The organism is Candidatus Hydrogenedentota bacterium, from assembly GCA_013359265.1.
Classification (GTDB): domain Bacteria; phylum Hydrogenedentota; class Hydrogenedentia; order Hydrogenedentales; family SLHB01; genus JABWCD01.
In genome coordinates this window covers 38,060-54,495 of record JABWCD010000014.1, presented here as the reverse complement: position 1 = coordinate 54,495, position 16,436 = coordinate 38,060, and the positions used below count along the sequence as shown (strand labels likewise).

The following is a 16,436-nucleotide window of genomic DNA, read 5'->3' as shown; positions in this document are numbered from 1 at the left end:
CGAGCGCGTTACCCTGCGTCTTTGACCACAACCTCCCGCTTGACGCGGTTCGTGGCGAATTGCGCAAGCGCGCCGGCGATCGCAACTGTGGCCCAGCACGCGGCGACAACCGTTCGGTCACGGCCGAGTTCGAGCGGCTCCTGCATGATATCGAGAAACTTCGGACCGATTAGGAAATAACCCAATCCGCATACGGTGAACCACGCGCCGATCGCGGCCGTCGCGAGGATCACGATGAACTTCTCGAGCGCGACGGCGAGCAAACCACCCAGGACTCCCGCACCGAGCACGGCGAAAACGATCCAGGACTCGGGCCGGCCCAATAGCAGCATGTGCGCGACAAGCGCCGTGGCGAGCATGCCGAGCATGAACAGTCCGAGTTTGAACAGAAAGATGAGCGCCGCCGCGCCGCACAGCCCGCCGATCAAGCCCGCCGCCACGGCAATCCAGTAGTTGCCCTGGCCGAAGTACGCGCCGAGCGTCGCCGCCATTCCGCCGGCGAGAATGAATCCTGTCAGGCAAATAATGACCTTGAGCGTGCGGTATCCGAGGAAACAATACAGCGTTCCCACAAAGATGGCGATGGCCACCGCGCCGTTTTCGGTCAATGGCGGAATGTTCGAGAGCTGTGCGGTCGGTTCCACGGGGAATGATAGTGGCGCGGCGCGGCGCGTGGTGTCAATGCTCTGGCGGCGCGGGTTTCGCTCGCCGCGCGTAGACAGCGGCGCCGAGCGCCAACGCGCAAACGCCTACCCATTGCGCAACCGTCATGCCAAAATGAGTAGAACCGCGTTGCGCGATGAACCAGTCGAACGTGAGACGAAGCAGTCCGTAGCCCGCGAACACAAAGGCGACGGTCGTGCCGGGCCGTTGCGATGCGCGGTACACACGTTCCGCTGCCATCCAGAGTGCAAGCGACGTCACGCTGACCGCAATAGGCACGGGCCAAACCGGCAGGGAACGATGGCTCGATGCGCCTTCGAGGATTCGTGGCGCGGAGTCCCCGGGCAATCCGGCAGACTCGACACGTCTAGCCAGAAATTCCGGCTGAAGCGAAATGACCTGCAGTTCACCCCAGAACGGCGAATCGTCTTTGTGCTCGCCCGGACGGAGCAGATTGTCGGGCACAGCAAGCTTGCCAGCGCGGTACTGGTGTTCGTACGCCGGCGTACCGTAGGGATACGTGATGCCCAGCGCCGATGGGCACAGGGACCCCGCGCAGCACCCGCCAAACAGGCAACCGATTTTGGCGAACGCAAGCGCTACGAACGTCGAGGGCGCAAGCGCGTCGAAGTAGTTCCATGCCGTTCTGCCGATAATCGCCGCGAAGATCAGCAGGCCGGCACACACGCCGAGCAGGAAATACGTGAGAGAGCCCGGCGCCGCGTAGGTGGGCGACAGAATGCGCAGGCCCGCGTCGCGTGCGGTGCCGTCGAGCCAGAGGCCAACGCGGCCGAACAACCAGCCGGTGACGATGGCTATGAGCATACCCTTCGCCAACGTAGCACCATCGAGCGACGCGCGTCTGACGCGAAATATCGCCGTCGCCGCGGCCGCGAGCACGGCGAGAAACATCATCGCCGAATACGACGCGACAAAGTAGTCGCCAATCTGAAACAGAAATGGCCGCATTGATCCAGGTAGCCGCCGTCAGAAGACGTGCGCCCCGCGTGCCCAATTGGGCGAACGGGGCGCGGGCGAATTCGGTTGCTTTAACCCGTGCTTATCGGCGGATCGGAACCACGCAACGGGAGGGCTCCTCGAGCTCGACCGGGCCCGCCGAAGCGATCATCGCGGGCGCGAACAGCCCGGCAACGATCGCTATCAGAAGTCCATACCATACCCAGCGGTTTGTCCATTTAGTGCGCATTGCGCTGTTCTCCCTGGCGACCCCTGTCGCCGATTATCGTTCAGCGATGATAACCGGGCATCGCAGTACTGGTTTTGCCTCGATGCCGGCATTCGCAAACGTCGTTGGCGCAAACAGGCCCACGACTACTGCAAGGACTACTGCGTACCAAATCAATCTCGACTTGTGCATATATGGTTCCTCCCCGACGTTTGTCCAGCGCGCCTCCCTTCGGCGCTCACTACTCCGGCGCAGGCGCTGCGCATCCCTCGGTGTGGTGCTTGGCGAGGTCATCTCCGTTGGCAACGACCGTTGGGGCAAACAAGCCACAGACAACGGCAACAATCAGCGTGTACCACATCCACTTGCGCATGCGCTTCCTTTCTTTCACTTGTCGTGACAAAACGACCGTTGTGAATCGACCCGATTACAGCCCCAGAACGTCGCCCTGCGCCGGAATCGGACAACGGACGCGCTGCTCTGCGTCTAATGCGGTGGCGATCATCGGCGGAACGAACAGCCCGGTGACGATACCGGCCGCCACGGCGTACCAAACCCAATTCTTGAACCGGCGCGACTTCATGGGATTCGACCTCCCATCACCCGTGACTAAAGCACGTCACCGGTTGCGGGGATCGGACAACGGTAACGCTCCAACTCGACTGCCGCGTTCGCGAACATGGTCGGCGCCAACAGTCCGCACGTGACCGCGGCAACGATGAAGTACCACACCCATTTTGACTGCTTGATTCTGCGCATCGATACGTCTCCTTTACCTGTGGTGCAACATGGAAAGTCACCGGCAACCCTTGCCACACCGATTTGCCATGCACCGGATGGATTATACGGTCTGGCGTGCTTCGCGCAAAGGGAATTATTTGCAGCAGATACAAGTTCTTTTTGGCGCAAAGCGGCACACACGATACCCCATCCGGGCCTCGATCGGTCCGGTGGCGGCGGCGCGTTGCGGCGCGCTTCTTTTGCAATTTTTCGGGGGTATTGGTATAGTTTGCCGTTTACTGGAATCCGGGTTTTCTGTAAGGAATTGGATGAATCTAACCATGCCAACCTACACCTACCAGTGCCAGGTTTGCCACGAGCCGACCGATGTCTTCCATGCAATGTCGGCGAAACCAAGGGTGAAATGCGCCTCGTGCGGCAGCGGAAAAATGAAGAAGCTGCTGGGCACGGGCGCGGGAATCATTTTCAAGGGTTCGGGCTTCTACCAGACGGACTATAAGAACTCGGGCGGAAACGGCAAGGGCGACACCGCGGCAAAGGCCGAGGGCAAGTCCGAGGGCAAGTCCGAAGGAAAGTCCGAGTCGAAGGGCGAATCGAAGTCTACGCCAGCGGCGGAAAAGTCGACGGCAAAGAAAAAGGACTGATACACGCTTCGGCGTGATGGCGGGCGCGTTCGCGCGGAACGCGCTCGAATTGTTTTCAGGGTGGCGAATGGGCCGGCGGGGGTACGCATAAGACGCACAGTTGGCATATAGAGTTGCCAACGCGGGGCATCCGCCGGGAGGGTCGATATGAAAACGGACGAGATCAAGTCGCTCACCGAAGCGCACATCATTAACACGTACGGTTCGCGGTCGATCGCATTTGTGCGGGGCGAAGGCACGAAGCTGTGGGACGCAGAAGGCAACGAGTACCTCGATTTCTTCGGGGGAATCGCCGTGGCGGCGCTCGGGCACTGTCATCCGAAGGTAACCGCCGCCATCACCCAACAAGCCGCCACCCTCGTCCACGTCTCAAACCTCTACCTCACCCAGCCCTGCGCCGAACTCGCCTCCCTCCTCTGCAAACATTCCTTCGCCGATAAATGGTTCTTCAGCAATTGCGGTGCGACGGCGATCGAAGCGGCAATCAAGTTGGCGCGGCGGTATTGGGCGCAGCAGGGCACGCCAAAGCCGGTGATTGTATCGATGCAACAGTCGTTTCACGGGCGGACGATGGCGGCGATTACAGCAACGGGGCAGCCGAAGTATCACGAAGGCTTCGCGCCGATGCTGCCGGGAATCGTACACGTACCGTTCAACGACCACGCCGAACTCATGAAGGCCCTGACCCCCGAGGTTGGGGCCGTTTTGTTGGAGCCCGTGCAGGGCGAAGGCGGCATTCGCGTAGCGGACACCGAATACCTGAAAAGCGTGCGCGCCCTGTGCGACGCGCGGAACGTGTTATTGATCTTCGACGAAATCCAGTGCGGCATGGGCCGCACGGGCACGCTCTTCGCCCACGAACAGTACGGCGTGACGCCGGACATCGTCGCGCTGGCGAAGGCGCTCGCGAACGGCATGCCGATTGGCGCGATGGGGTGTACCGAGAAAGTCGCTTCCGGGTTCAGCGTCGGGTCGCACGCGTCGACCTTTGGCGGGAATCCCGTGTGCACCGCGGCGGCAAAAGCGACTGTAGAAGCCATGCTCGAGCCCGGTTTTCTCGATCGCGTCAAACAGACCGGCGCGTATTTCATGGACAAATTGAACGGGCTGAAGGCGAAGCACGATTCCATCGTGGAGGTACGCGGCAAGGGCTTGATGATCGGTGTGGAATTGAAGAACGCCGTTGCGCCGGTCGTTGCGAAGATGCTCGATGCGCGGGTTGTGTGCGGGCCTGCGGGACTCAACGTGTTGCGGTTTGTGCCGCCGCTAATCGTAACGAAGGAACAGGTCGAACACGTCGTCGCAACACTCGACCGGGTGCTTGGAGCAAACTGATGTTCCTGGATTTCATCTCGCTTGCGGACCTCTCGACCGACGAGATTCTCGGTCTGATCGATCTGGCAGACCGGCTGAAACGCGAACTGCGCGCAGGAAAGGTGTCGCGTCCGCTCGAAGGGAAAACGTTCGCGCTCATCTTCGAAAAACCGAGCCTGCGCACGCGGGTGACCTTTGAAACGGGAATCTTTCAACTCGGCGGTCATGGAATCGTCCTCGAGTCGGGGCAGATTCGGCTGGGTGAGCGCGAATCCGTGCCTGACGTTGCGCGCAATCTCGAACGCTGGGTAGACGGAATCATTGCGAGGACGTTCAGCCACGAAGCGGTTGTCGATCTCGCCCGGTACGCGCGCGTGCCCGTGGTCAACGCGTTGACGGACAAGTTGCACCCCTGCCAGGTGGTGGCGGACGCGCAAACGCTGCGCGAGCACCGCGGCAACCTGGGCAGCTTGAAGCTGGCCTTCGTGGGCGACGGAAACAACGTGTGCGCCTCGTGGCTCAATTTTGCGGCGCGCGTTCCGCTTAATGTAACTGTCGTGTGCCCGAAGGGCTACGAACCCGATCCCGAGATTCTCGCGTTCGCGCAGCGCGAGGCGAAGGGCGAAATCGAAGTAACGCAAGACATCGAAGCCGGATTGAAAGACGCCGATGCCGTCTATACCGACGTGTGGGCGAGCATGGGCCAGGAAGACGAGAGCAGCAAACGCAAAAAGATTTTCGCCCCCTTCCAGGTGAACGCGAAGCTGATGTCGCTCGCAAAAAAGGACGCGCTGTTCCTGCACTGCCTGCCGGCAAAACGCGGGTTTGAAGTGACCGACGACGTGATGGACGGCCCGCAGTCGATCGTGTTCGACGAAGCGGAGAACCGGCTGCACGCGCAGAAGGCGATTCTCGTGCAGCTCATCCAAAACAACGCCGGAGAAAGGTCATGAGCGATCCGCGGTTTCCCATCGGGCCTTTCTCGCTCGAAGGCGACATGACGCCGGACACACTGAACGGGTTCATCGAGATTATCGAAAACGCACCCGCGGAGTTTCGCGCGGCCGCCGCCGGCTTGTCGGACGCGCAATTGGATACGCCCTACAGGGACGGTGGCTGGACGGTCCGTCAAGTGATTCATCACATGGCCGACAGCCATATGAACAGCTACATTCGATACAAGCTCGCGTTGACGGAGGACAACCCAACGATTAAACCGTATGCGGAAGATCGATGGGCGGAACTTGAAGACGGGAAGAGCGCGGACGTGGAAGTCTCGCTCTGCCTCTTGAAATGCGTGCATGAGCGCTGGGTCATGTGCATGCGCGCGATGACGCTCGAGCAGTGGCAGCGCACGTTTCATCATCCCGAACGCGGCATTGTTCCGCTCGACGAGACGGCCGCGTTGTACGCGTGGCACTGTAAACATCACCTCGCGCACATCACACATCTGCGCGAGCGGATGGGTTGGTAGATACAAGAATTTGAACTCACTCGTGCTCGTGCTCGTCATTCGTAATCGAGTCTCGTGCATCGATTCACGGGCAACAAGCACGAACCTTTAGAGCAACTGGAACGACAAGGAACACGTTAATGGCAACGAAGGTCAAAAAGATTGTGCTCGCCTACTCCGGCGGGCTGGACACGTCGGTCATTCTGAAATGGCTGCAGGAAACCTACAAGGCGGACGTGGTCGCGTTCATCGCGGACATAGGCCAGATGGAAGAGACCGATGAAGCGAAGGACAAAGCCGTCAAGACGGGCGCTTGCGCGGTGTATTGCGAAAACCTGCGCGAGGAGTTCGCGCGCGATTTCGTGTTTCCGATGATGCAGGCGAACGCGATGTACGAGGGCTGGTACCTCATGGGCACGAGCGTGGCGCGGCCCCTGATCGCGAAGGCGCAGATCGACGTGTTGCGCAAGGAGAAGGCGGACGCCGTCTCGCACGGTGCGACGGGCAAGGGTAACGATCAGGTGCGCTTCGAGCTGACGTACTACGCGCACGAGCCCAACGTCACGATCATTGCGCCGTGGCGCGATCCCCAGTGGGACCTCACAAGCCGCACGAAGTTGGTCGACTACGCGAAGAAACACGGCATATCCGTACCGGTGACGGCGGCGAAGCCGTATTCGTCCGACCGCAACCTGCTGCACATTTCGTTCGAGGGCGGAATTCTCGAAGACCCGTGGGCCGAGCCGCCGGCGGACATGTTCCTGTTGTCGGTCGACCCGACGAAGGCGCCGGACACGCCAACGTATGTGGAAGTGGATTTTGAGCAGGGCGTGCCGGTGGCCGTGAACGGCGAGCGCCTCTCCCCCGCTTCGCTGATGGCGAAACTGAACGCGCTCGGCGGAGCGAACGGCATCGGGCGCGTGGACATGGTCGAGAACCGCTTCGTGGGCATGAAGTCGCGCGGCGTATACGAAACTCCGGGCGGCACGATTCTCTACGCCGCGCACCGCGCCGTGGAATCGATTACCATGGACCGCGAGGTGATGCTGCTGCGCGACCAATTGTCGCCAAAGATTGCGCAACTGATCTACAACGGATTCTGGTATTCGCCCGAGATGAAGGCGATGATGGCGTTCGTGAAACAATCGCAGGAAGACGTCACAGGCACGGCCCGCGTGAAGCTGTACAAGGGCAACTGTACCGTCGTCGGCCGGCGCGCGGCAAAGACATTGTACGATCCGAAGATTTCGACGTTCGAAGAGGACGAGGGCGCGTACAGCCAGGCGGACGCGGGCGCGTTTATTCGATTGAACGCGCTTCGACTCCGCGTTCGTAAGAAGGCGGGGTTGGAGTAGCACGCGATGGCGCATGAAACCAATGGCGCGGCTGGGCGACAATGCCAAGCGTGCTATTGCTTCATGTGGGAAACAAAGCCGGAACACTTCGAACGGCAGGGAATCCCGCGCGGCTATTGTGGTACCTGCGGGATTTGTGGACAGCCTGGCCACACGCGGGCGCATCCGCACGCGCCGGTCACGGGCGCGTGGTGCGATACGTGTTACGAGAAGCTGGCGCGCAGCACGCCGTTGTGGAAGGTCGTACGGCTCGCGTTTTGCCTGGCATTGTTCGCGTGGATCGCGTACTTGCTGTGGCGTAGCGCGGCATAACGTCGGGCCGCGGACCGCGGAAACTAGAGCTCGAATAACCGATTACGAGCACGATTACGGGCACGAGTTTGGTTCGTCCGTATTTCATGCCCGGGAAAGTAGCGATATATGGCGAAACAATGGGGCGGACGGTTCGAGGGGAAGACAGACGCATTGGTCGAGGCACTGGGTCAGTCCGTGTCGTTCGACGCGCGGCTCGCGCCGTGGGACATCCGCGCGAGTATCGCGCACGCACGCATGTTGGGCGCACAGGGAATCATTTCCAAATCGGACAGCAGGAAAATCATCTCGGGCCTGACCGCGATCGCGAAGGACGTCGACGCGGGCAAATTCGCGTTTGACCCGGCACTCGAGGACGTTCATACGAATATCGAATCGGCCTTGGTAAAGCGTATCGGCGACGCGGGCAAGCGCCTGCACACGGCGCGGAGCCGGAACGATCAGATTGCTACGGATGTCCGGCTCTGGGCGCGCGACCAGATTGACGCCATAGACCACCAGCTTGCGCACCTGCAGGAGGCGTTCCTGCGCGTCGCGGAAGCGCACGTGGAAACAATCCTGCCGGGTTGCACACACCTGCAGCACGCGCAGCCGGTGTCGCTCGCGCACCACATGCTGGCGTATTTCGAGATGTTCCATCGCGACCGAATCCGCTTCATCGAACTCCGCACGCGCGTGAACATCATGCCGCTCGGCTCCGCCGCGCTGGCTGGCACGCCGCACGCGATCGATCGCTTTGCCGTGGCGGAGGAACTTGGTTTCGACGCCATCGCCGGTAACAGCATGGACGCAGTATCGGACCGCGACTACCTCATCGAGTTTTGCGCGAACGCGTCGATCGCGATGATGCACCTGTCGCGGCTGTGCGAGGAACTCATCCTGTGGTCCACGCCCGGGTACGGCTTCATCGAGATCGGCGACGCCTACACGACCGGATCGAGCATCATGCCGCAAAAGAAAAACCCGGATGTGGCGGAACTGGTGCGCGGGAAAACGGGCCGGGTGTACGGCGACCTGACATCGCTCCTCACTCTGATGAAGGGCCTGCCGCTGACGTACAACCGCGACATGCAGGAGGACAAGGAACCCGTGTTCGACGCGTCAGACACGCTCCAATTGTGCCTCCGCGTGGTCACCGCAATGATGCCGTCGATCGCGTTCAAAACGGACGCCATGCGCGACGCCGCCCGCGAGGGCTTTCTCGAAGCCACGGACGTCGCGGATTATCTCGTCGAAAAAGGGGTGCCGTTCCGCGAAGCGCACGGGATTGTCGGACGCATCGTCTTGCACAGCACGAAGAACGGCAAGCGCCTGCCGGACCTTACGCTCGACGAGTTCCGAAAGTTCTCGCCGAAGTTCGACCGCGACATCGCGCGTTGTCTTGACCCGCTGACAATCATGCGTCGGCGTGACCACATCGGGGGCACGGCGCCGCGCCAGGTGAAGGCGGCGATCAAACGGGCGCGACAAATTCTCAAAACGCTTGGGTAGCCCCGCCGCGGGTGTGTTATCATGATAAACAACGCCTGCGAGAGACCAGCATGATCGATGACGATTGTATGCAGACCGTGCGAAGCTATTCGGCAGTATGCCGTTCATGAATGATTCCAACCGCATCCTGATCGTCGATGACGAGACCGTCATCCGCGAACTGCTCAGCGACATCCTTGCCGACGACGGGTACACCGTGGAATCGGTGGCGAGCGCGCCCGCTGCCCTCGATCTAATCACGGCGCGCGACGAGTTCGTCCTGTTGTTTACAGACATCATGATGCCGGAGATGGATGGCATCGAGCTGATCCGGCGCGCGCGCAAGATACGCCCTTCGCTCATCCCGATTGTCATGACCGGGTTCGCTACGCTGGAAACGGCGCGCGCGGCGGTGAAGGAAGGCGCGTACGACTATGTGCTGAAGCCGTTCAGCCTGAGCGAGGTGAAGCTCGCCGTATCGAACGCGTTGGACCGCCACCGCCTGCAATCCGAAAACGCGCGGCTGCAGGAGCTGACGGCTATCTTCTCGGTCAGCCAGTCCATGGCAAATATCCGCACCGAATTCGAACTGCACGAGTTTGTGCTCGATTCCGCGCTCAAACAGGTCGGTGCGCAGCGCGGATCGCTCATGCTGGCAACGCCGGACGGGCGCACGCTCGAAGTCGTTGCCAGCCGCGGCCTCCCGCGCGAGGCCGACGGCGCCCGCGTGAACGTGGCGGACAGCATCAGCGGGCGTGTCGTGCAGACGCAGAAACCGCTGCTCGTAACGAACATCCGTAGTCACGAGACAGCGCCCATGAGCCGCCAACTCCCCCACGCGTCATTCGTGTCGGTGCCGCTCGCGGGAGAGAGCGAACATACATCGTTCGCCGCGTCGGGCAAGGGAGCGACGCAAGTCCTCGCCGTGCTCAACGTGTGCGGGAAGACAAACGGCACGGAGTTCAGCGAGGCCGATCTAAAGGTGCTCGACATCATGGCGAAGCACGCCGCGGCGGCCATCGAAAACATTCGGTTGATTCGCCAATGCGAAACCGGGCACATCTCGACGTTGCGGCAACTGGCGGAACTGCAGGAACGGCGCGAAACCAACGGCGTCGGCCGTGCAACCCAGGTTGCGGTGGTCGCGCGCGCGATCGCAGAGCGCCTCGGCCTGGGTCCGAACGAACTCGCCGCGATCGAACTTGGATCCGCGCTGTACGATCTCGGAAAGATTTCCCTGGACGACCGGCTGCTATCGAAAGCGGACGAACTCACTGAAGAGGACTGGGAAGCCATCCGCAAGCACCCGATTGTCGGCTATGATTTGGCGCGGACAGCACAATTCCTGCCTCGGAAGCACCTCGAAATCATCCGGCACCATCACGAACGGCCCGACGGCAGCGGCTACCCCGACGGCCTGCACGGCGACCGAATTCCGCTGCTCGCGCGCGTCATGAGTCTGGCGGATGCGTACGTGGCCATGTCGAGCAAGCGCGCCTACCGCGACGCGCTGGCCGCACCGCAAATTGTCGGCGAGATCAAACGGTTGCGCGGCTCGCAATTCGACGCCGACGCGTCGGACGTGCTGGTCCGGATGATCGAGCAGGGCGAGCTTGGCTGACGCGCGCCCGCGGCTGCGTGTCTGCATCGTCGCGAAAGCGACGCCCTTCATCTGGGTTCACCATTACGTCAAAGCGTTTCGATCCCTGTGTGACGTTGTCACAGTGGGATCGTGTTTGACTCCGTCCGATCTCGCCGCTACCGGCCGATCGCATCTCGCCCATCGTGTTGTTCCCAATGACGTCGATCGCGATGTACATTCGGTTGACGAGTTGGTGGCTGCGTTGCCGCAAGGCTGGCGGCCTGACCTTGTCGTAACCATCCAGTCCGGCGTGCCCCCGATCGAAAACATCGATTGGCTGGCGTGCCCGACCGCGTATATCAGCGTCGATACGTGGCACGACTTTGCAGAGATGATTCACGCGCGGCCCTACGACTTTGTATTCGCCGCGCAGCGCGAGTTCGCCGCGCACTTCGCGAACGCGGGGTGTGCGCACGCGTTTTGGCTGCCGTTGGCATGCGACCCGGACGCCCACCGGCCCGTCGAATGCCGCAAGGACTACGATATCTCGTTCGTTGGCAGCACCGAGCGGCTGCTCCACGCACAACGCATCGCGCGACTGGAACGGCTCGCCGAACGCCACTCCGTGCTCGTCGACACCGCGCTGGACTGCGAGGCGATGTCGCGCGCGGTGTGCCGGGGCCGGCTCGCGTTCAACAGCTCCGTCGCGCAGGACGTAAACATGCGCGTGTTCGAGGCGATGGCGATGGGCGTGCCGCTGTTGACGAACCGCGATGCCGACGCAAACGGACTGCTCGATCTGTTTCGCGATGGGGAACACCTCATCGCGTACGACGACACCGATATCGAACACCTTGCCGGGCACTACATCGCAACCGAAGACGCGCGCCAACGCGTCGCCGCGGCTGCGCGAAATGAAGTGTTGGCGAAGCACACCTATTTGCACCGCGTTCAGACGCTGTTGGATGTCGTTTCGTCCAAGATTGATTGGGAACGGTTTCGAGCGCAACCGCTGTTGCGCGGCCACGGATCGCTCGAGAATTACCTTCCCATAGTCCAAGGAACGACCGCGGAATGGATACCGCAACGGCCCCAGAGTGCGGAAGCGTACGACACTGTCATCGCAGTCAGCAACGTGGACGGTCGAATGACGCGCGAGGCGTTCGCGGATGCCCGCTCGATGTTGCGAACCGGCGGAACGCTCGTCGCCGGACTATCCCGCGATGACGTGCGCGAACTGAGCGGGACCGGCCAGCCCGGCGATGCATGGGCAGCGCTCGAGCCGCTTGGGTTTGTCGTGCTGCGGATGGAACTTCGCGACGTCCGCGATGAGGGCGAGGTCTACGCGTTCGTCTTCGCGCGGCGGCGTGACTGCACGCTGAAAGACATTGCGCGGGAGGTATATTCGCGAAACCCGATACCAGGCCTGTCATTGGAAGAAACCATTGCGCGGGTGCCGTAGGAAAACGTCCAAACGGTTCCAATAGACAATAAGCCGAAGTCCCTGTCCCTAAAAGTTGCGAATAAGCGCCTCGCTGATTTTTCCGCGACGGTCCGCGCGGCTGTTGACACTTCTGCTGGCCAGAACTTCATCTATCGTAAACTTCGCGTAGAGTTCACGGACAAGCGGCGTCATCGAGTTGGATAGCAGCACGTGCACGCCGCGTTTGCCGAGTTCGCGGGCAACATTCGCAAGAAGGCGCTGCCCATCTTCGCCGAATCCTCCACGGTCATATGCCGTGAAAGACGCCGTTTTCGATATCGGATGGTACGGCGGATCGAAGTACACGAAATCACCCGGCTTCGCGCAATCGATCACCGTCTCAAAGTGCCGGTTCTCTATCCTCGCTTTTTGAAGCGCTTTGGATACGGCCCGCAGGTTATCCTCGTCGCAAATCGCCGGGTTCGCGTAACGGCCGAAAGGGACGTTGTACTCGCCCTTGCTGTTCTCGCGATAGAGACCGTTGTACCCCGTTTTGTTCAGGTAGATGATCCGGGCGGCTTGTTCGTATTCGTCCTTCGGCACCCGGGCGCGCACATCGTAATAGTGGCGTTCTGAGTGCTTGCGTTTGTGTTGGATCAACAGCGCGATCACGCGGTCAACGTCGTCGCGCACGCCGTGGTACGCCGCGATGAGATTGGCGTTATTGTCCGAAAGATACGCCTTGGTCGCCGGCAATCTCCCGGTACGCATGAGTTCGAAAAACAGCGCTCCGCCGCCGACAAAGGGTTCGTGGTAGCGGTGGAACGTACCGAGGCCGTCGACCTGCTTCAGCAATTCGCCGAGCAGTTGCCCTTTTCCGCCTACCCATTTCAAAAACGGCCGCGGAATAACGATCTTGCGCGTGACGCGATTACTCATAGCCCAAAATACAATTCAAGCCATGCCTTCAGATCGGAAAGTTCAACGGCCATCCCGGTTGAAAGCAGATACGATTCCATGTTGTTCGAGAAGCCCGCGCCGCAGTACACAACAATCCCGCGAATCGGCCATGCGCGGATGTCCTCGATGGTCGCGGGAATTTTTTCCTCGGCGCTTCCTGAGCCGCTTTGGTACTTGCATTCGATACCAAGGCTCACGCGCGTTTCGGGATGCTTTAGCACGACGTCGATGCGCCGGCGCGCGCCCCAGATGCGGCGGCCCACTTCGACTTCGGTGTCCACGGTCAGCCCGAGCCCGCGGCCGAGCGCGGCCACTTCGCCCTGAAGTTCCTTTCCGGAAGCGACCGCTCTATCGCGCCCGGGCATACGGGTAACTCACACACGTAGATTGCATCGCGAGAGTATGCGTGCGCGCGTGCGCGCGATCAATCTCGCAATATCGCTTGCGCACTGCCTTATAGCGTGTTAGGATGCTCATGGAGACGGGCAGCGCAGTGCGGGGGCATCGTGCGAGAGCCGCCGCAATGTGCCGTCTTGAGGATTGCATGACGGTACCCAGCCCCAATTCGGCGGACTACCAGCAGAGCCAACCGACGATTCTCGTCGTGGACGATATGCCGGAGAACCTCGAGCTTTACCGGCGGTTGTTGACCCCGCGCGGCTACTCGGTGCTCTCCGCCAACGGCGGCGTGGAAGCGTTCGCCATCGTCGCGGCAACTCCCCCGGACGTCATCTTGCTCGACCTGCTCATGCCGGGCATGGACGGATTCGAAGTCTGCGAAAGGCTCAAGCGCAACCTCGCCACACGCCACATTCCCGTTATTATGGTCACCGGCGTCGCCGACCACGACGCCAACATCCGCGCGCTCGAATCCGGTGTGGACGATTTCATCACGCGCCCGCTCGACCCCGTCCTCCTCGAGGCGCGCATCCGCAGTTCCGTCAAGTCGAAAGCGATGCAGGACCAGATTCTGCGGTATCAAAAGCGCCTCGAAGATGACAAGCAAATCCTCGAAGCGCGCGTACACGAGCGCACCGCGGAAGTCGAGCGCACGCAGCAGGCGACTGTATTCGGCCTCGCGCGGCTCGCCGAATCGCGCGACCCGGAAACCGGCGAACACCTCGAACGCATGCGCCGGTACGTGCGCGAAATTGCCGTCGAAATGGCGACGTGGGCGAAGTACGACCGCGTCATCGACAGCGGATTCGTCGAGACGCTCTATTATTCCAGTCCGCTCCACGACATCGGCAAAGTCGGAATTCCCGACGCGATCCTGCTGAAGCCGGGAAAATTGTCGCCGGAAGAGTTCGACATCATGAAAACCCACGCGCTCATCGGCGGCGATACGCTGAAGGACGCCGACGAGGAGGCGGGCGGCAATTCGTTTCTCGCGATGGGGCGCGACATCGCGTATTACCATCACGAGAAGTGGGACGGCAGCGGTTACCCGCACGGCATGCTCGGCCCCGACATCCCGCTGCCCGCGCGCATCGTCGCGCTCGGCGACGCGTACGACGCAATGACGACCAAGCGCCCATACAAGGAGCCGTTCTCGCACGAGAAGACACGCCAGATCATCTTGGACGCCGCGGGCCAGCATTTCGATCCGGAAGTGGTCGAAGCATTTCTAAAACGCGAACAACGTTTCATCAGAATTCAAAAGGAACTCGGCGACCGCGGCAAACTCACCCACCTCGAACAGGTCATGCAACAGGTCGCGCGCCTGCAGGAAGTGCAGGCGAAACGCGAACCCGATATGCGTCGCGCCGCCGAATAGGCCCGCAAGTCCTTGCCGCTACTAATGTTGTAAATTATAATAACTTATGTTATAATTTTCAATATGAAGGATCGGAAATTATATACTCGGTTCGTTGCCCAACGTGTCGCAGCGGCCTTGGCCGATACCCCTATCGTCGTCCTGCAAGGTGCCCGGCAAACCGGAAAAAGCACCCTGGCGCGTATGCTGGCGTCCCGGCGGAACAATGCATCGTATCTCACACTCGACGACGTGCAAACGCTGGCAGCCGCAAAGAGCGATCCCCAAGGCTTCGTGCAAGGTCTGTCCGGCACTGTCATAATTGACGAAATACAGCGCGCGCCCGAGCTTCTGTTGTGCATCAAAGCGGACGTCGACCGAGACAGGACGCCGGGGCGCTTTCTGTTAACCGGCTCGTCGCATGTACTGAACGTGCCGCAACTCGCGGACGCATTTGTCGGGCGCATGGAACTGGTGACGCTTTGGCCACTGTCGCAGTGCGAGCTCACGCGCCGGAAGGTCGACTTCATTCGCGCGCTTTTCTCCGACGAACCGTTGAAACCCACGCGGCGAATTGCGGCGTCCCCGCCAATTGTTGAAATGATCGTGATCGGCGGATTTCCAGAGGCCGTCGCCCGCTCCGACCGCGGCCGGCGCGGCGCGTGGTTCGACGCGTATATCTCGACGATTATTCAGCGCGAAGTGCGCGAACTGGCGAACATTGCCGGCCTGTCGGAGTTGCCGCGGTTGCTCTCCGTGTTGGCGGCGCGCGCAGGCGGCCTTGTTAATTATGCCGATCTCGCGCGGGACGCGGGGCTGAACCAAGTGACCCTTAAGCGTTATTCCACGTTGCTGAACGCAGTGTTTCTCACGCATCCGGTCCAACCCTGGTTCACGAACCGCATCAAGCGTGTGATGAAATCTGAGAAGCTCTATTTCGTTGACACCGGCATACTCGCGCACCTGCAAGCAATCGATGAAACCGATCTCAAGCGGGACACCCGAGCGAAAGGCGCGCTCTTCGAGAATTTCGTCCTGGGTGAATTACTGAAACAATTGGGTTGGTCGAACGTCCGCGCGCAGATTCATCATTTCCGCAGTTACTCCGGCGAGGAAGTCGATTTCGTCTTGGAAACGCCGGGACAGCGGAAGATTGTCGGCATCGAAATAAAAGCTTCCGCAACAGTACAGGCTTCCGACTTTGATGGTCTCAAATCCCTGCGCGCCATCATCGGAAATACATTTCATCGTGGCGTGGTGCTATACGCTGGTGATACCCTCGTTCCGTTTGCGCCGGACCTCTTCGCCGTGCCCATTCACTATCTTTGGACAGCGGTCGCCGCATGATCCGCTGCTGTTGCTAATAAACCAACTCGGCCAGAAAACCTTCGGCGCCATCTTCGCATGGCGGGCCATGGCGCTTGGTGCGAATGGAACAATTCGAACGCAACTCGCCTCACGAGCAGACCCCCGATCGCTAAATCGTACAAACGCCAGCAGCGTGATGCTGCGGGCCACGATGGGTGCGCACGCACCCCATGCCGCACATTTCGTGCGCGCCCGCTTTGCATTTGCCC

The 16,436-nt window shown here is 60.8% G+C and carries 17 protein-coding genes; 11 read left to right on the top strand and 6 right to left on the bottom strand.

Features of this window, described 5'->3' with window-relative positions; translation table 11 throughout:
- Window positions 1-8: 8 nt before the first annotated feature.
- The 4 genes from HUU46_13945 to HUU46_13930 form a co-directional block, all read right to left on the bottom strand.
- A complete protein-coding gene (locus HUU46_13945) occupies window positions 9-644 on the bottom strand; it encodes a TMEM198/TM7SF3 family protein (GenBank protein NUM54743.1) in 636 nt (211 codons plus the stop codon).
- 34 nt (window positions 645-678) lie between these two features.
- Window positions 679-1,632, bottom strand: coding sequence for a prolipoprotein diacylglyceryl transferase (locus tag HUU46_13940; protein ID NUM54742.1), 954 nt, complete (start codon window positions 1,630-1,632; stop codon window positions 679-681).
- Window positions 1,633-2,276: 644 nt separating this feature from the next.
- Window positions 2,277-2,432 (bottom strand): hypothetical protein, encoded by a 156-nt coding sequence (locus HUU46_13935; protein ID NUM54741.1) that lies wholly within the window; start codon window positions 2,430-2,432, stop codon window positions 2,277-2,279.
- A gap of 26 nt (window positions 2,433-2,458) precedes the next feature.
- Window positions 2,459-2,608, bottom strand: a complete 150-nt coding sequence (locus HUU46_13930) for a hypothetical protein (protein NUM54740.1) — start codon at window positions 2,606-2,608, stop codon at window positions 2,459-2,461.
- A 302-nt stretch (window positions 2,609-2,910) separates the two neighbouring features.
- Here HUU46_13930 and HUU46_13925 point away from each other — a divergent pair, with 302 nt between their 5' ends.
- From HUU46_13925 to HUU46_13885, 9 genes are all read left to right on the top strand, one after another.
- On the top strand, window positions 2,911-3,234 hold the full coding sequence (locus HUU46_13925) for a zinc ribbon domain-containing protein (GenBank protein ID NUM54739.1): 324 nt from the start codon (window positions 2,911-2,913) through the stop codon (window positions 3,232-3,234).
- A 147-nt stretch (window positions 3,235-3,381) separates the two neighbouring features.
- Window positions 3,382-4,569, top strand: coding sequence for an aspartate aminotransferase family protein (locus tag HUU46_13920; protein NUM54738.1), 1,188 nt, complete (start codon window positions 3,382-3,384; stop codon window positions 4,567-4,569).
- Window positions 4,569-5,501: an ornithine carbamoyltransferase gene (gene argF, locus HUU46_13915; protein NUM54737.1), complete on the top strand. Its 933-nt coding sequence runs from the start codon at window positions 4,569-4,571 to the stop codon at window positions 5,499-5,501. The genes HUU46_13920 and argF overlap by 1 nt, the downstream gene beginning before the upstream one ends.
- Entirely contained in the window at window positions 5,498-6,022 is a 525-nt protein-coding gene (bstA, locus tag HUU46_13910) for a bacillithiol transferase BstA (protein NUM54736.1), read from the top strand. The genes argF and bstA overlap by 4 nt, the downstream gene beginning before the upstream one ends.
- Before the next feature lie 119 nt (window positions 6,023-6,141).
- Entirely contained in the window at window positions 6,142-7,356 is a 1,215-nt protein-coding gene (locus HUU46_13905; protein NUM54735.1) for an argininosuccinate synthase, read from the top strand.
- Window positions 7,357-7,362: 6 nt separating this feature from the next.
- Window positions 7,363-7,668, top strand: coding sequence for a hypothetical protein (locus HUU46_13900; protein NUM54734.1), 306 nt, complete (start codon window positions 7,363-7,365; stop codon window positions 7,666-7,668).
- A 108-nt stretch (window positions 7,669-7,776) separates the two neighbouring features.
- A complete protein-coding gene (argH, locus tag HUU46_13895) occupies window positions 7,777-9,159 on the top strand; it encodes an argininosuccinate lyase (GenBank protein ID NUM54733.1) in 1,383 nt (460 codons plus the stop codon).
- Between the two features lie 106 nt (window positions 9,160-9,265).
- Window positions 9,266-10,759: a response regulator gene (locus tag HUU46_13890; protein ID NUM54732.1), complete on the top strand. Its 1,494-nt coding sequence runs from the start codon at window positions 9,266-9,268 to the stop codon at window positions 10,757-10,759.
- A complete protein-coding gene (locus tag HUU46_13885; protein ID NUM54731.1) occupies window positions 10,752-12,182 on the top strand; it encodes a glycosyltransferase in 1,431 nt (476 codons plus the stop codon). The genes HUU46_13890 and HUU46_13885 overlap by 8 nt, the downstream gene beginning before the upstream one ends.
- A 48-nt stretch (window positions 12,183-12,230) precedes the next feature.
- Here the strand turns inward: HUU46_13885 and HUU46_13880 are convergent, their stop codons facing one another.
- Both HUU46_13880 and HUU46_13875 read right to left on the bottom strand, forming a co-directional pair.
- Window positions 12,231-13,082: a DNA adenine methylase gene (locus HUU46_13880; GenBank protein ID NUM54730.1), complete on the bottom strand. Its 852-nt coding sequence runs from the start codon at window positions 13,080-13,082 to the stop codon at window positions 12,231-12,233.
- Window positions 13,079-13,468 carry a hypothetical protein gene (locus HUU46_13875; GenBank protein ID NUM54729.1) on the bottom strand — a complete coding sequence of 130 codons (390 nt, stop codon included), beginning with the start codon at window positions 13,466-13,468 and terminating at the stop codon, window positions 13,079-13,081. Before HUU46_13875 ends, HUU46_13880 begins: the two co-directional genes overlap by 4 nt.
- A 179-nt stretch (window positions 13,469-13,647) precedes the next feature.
- Between HUU46_13875 and HUU46_13870 the strand changes: the two genes are divergently transcribed.
- Window positions 13,648-14,880 carry a two-component system response regulator gene (locus HUU46_13870; protein ID NUM54728.1) on the top strand — a complete coding sequence of 411 codons (1,233 nt, stop codon included), beginning with the start codon at window positions 13,648-13,650 and terminating at the stop codon, window positions 14,878-14,880.
- Between the two features lie 63 nt (window positions 14,881-14,943).
- The gene (locus HUU46_13865) at window positions 14,944-16,206 is read left to right on the top strand and encodes an ATP-binding protein (protein ID NUM54727.1); all 1,263 of its coding nucleotides are present in this window, start codon (window positions 14,944-14,946) and stop codon (window positions 16,204-16,206) included.
- Window positions 16,207-16,436 lie beyond the last annotated feature (230 nt).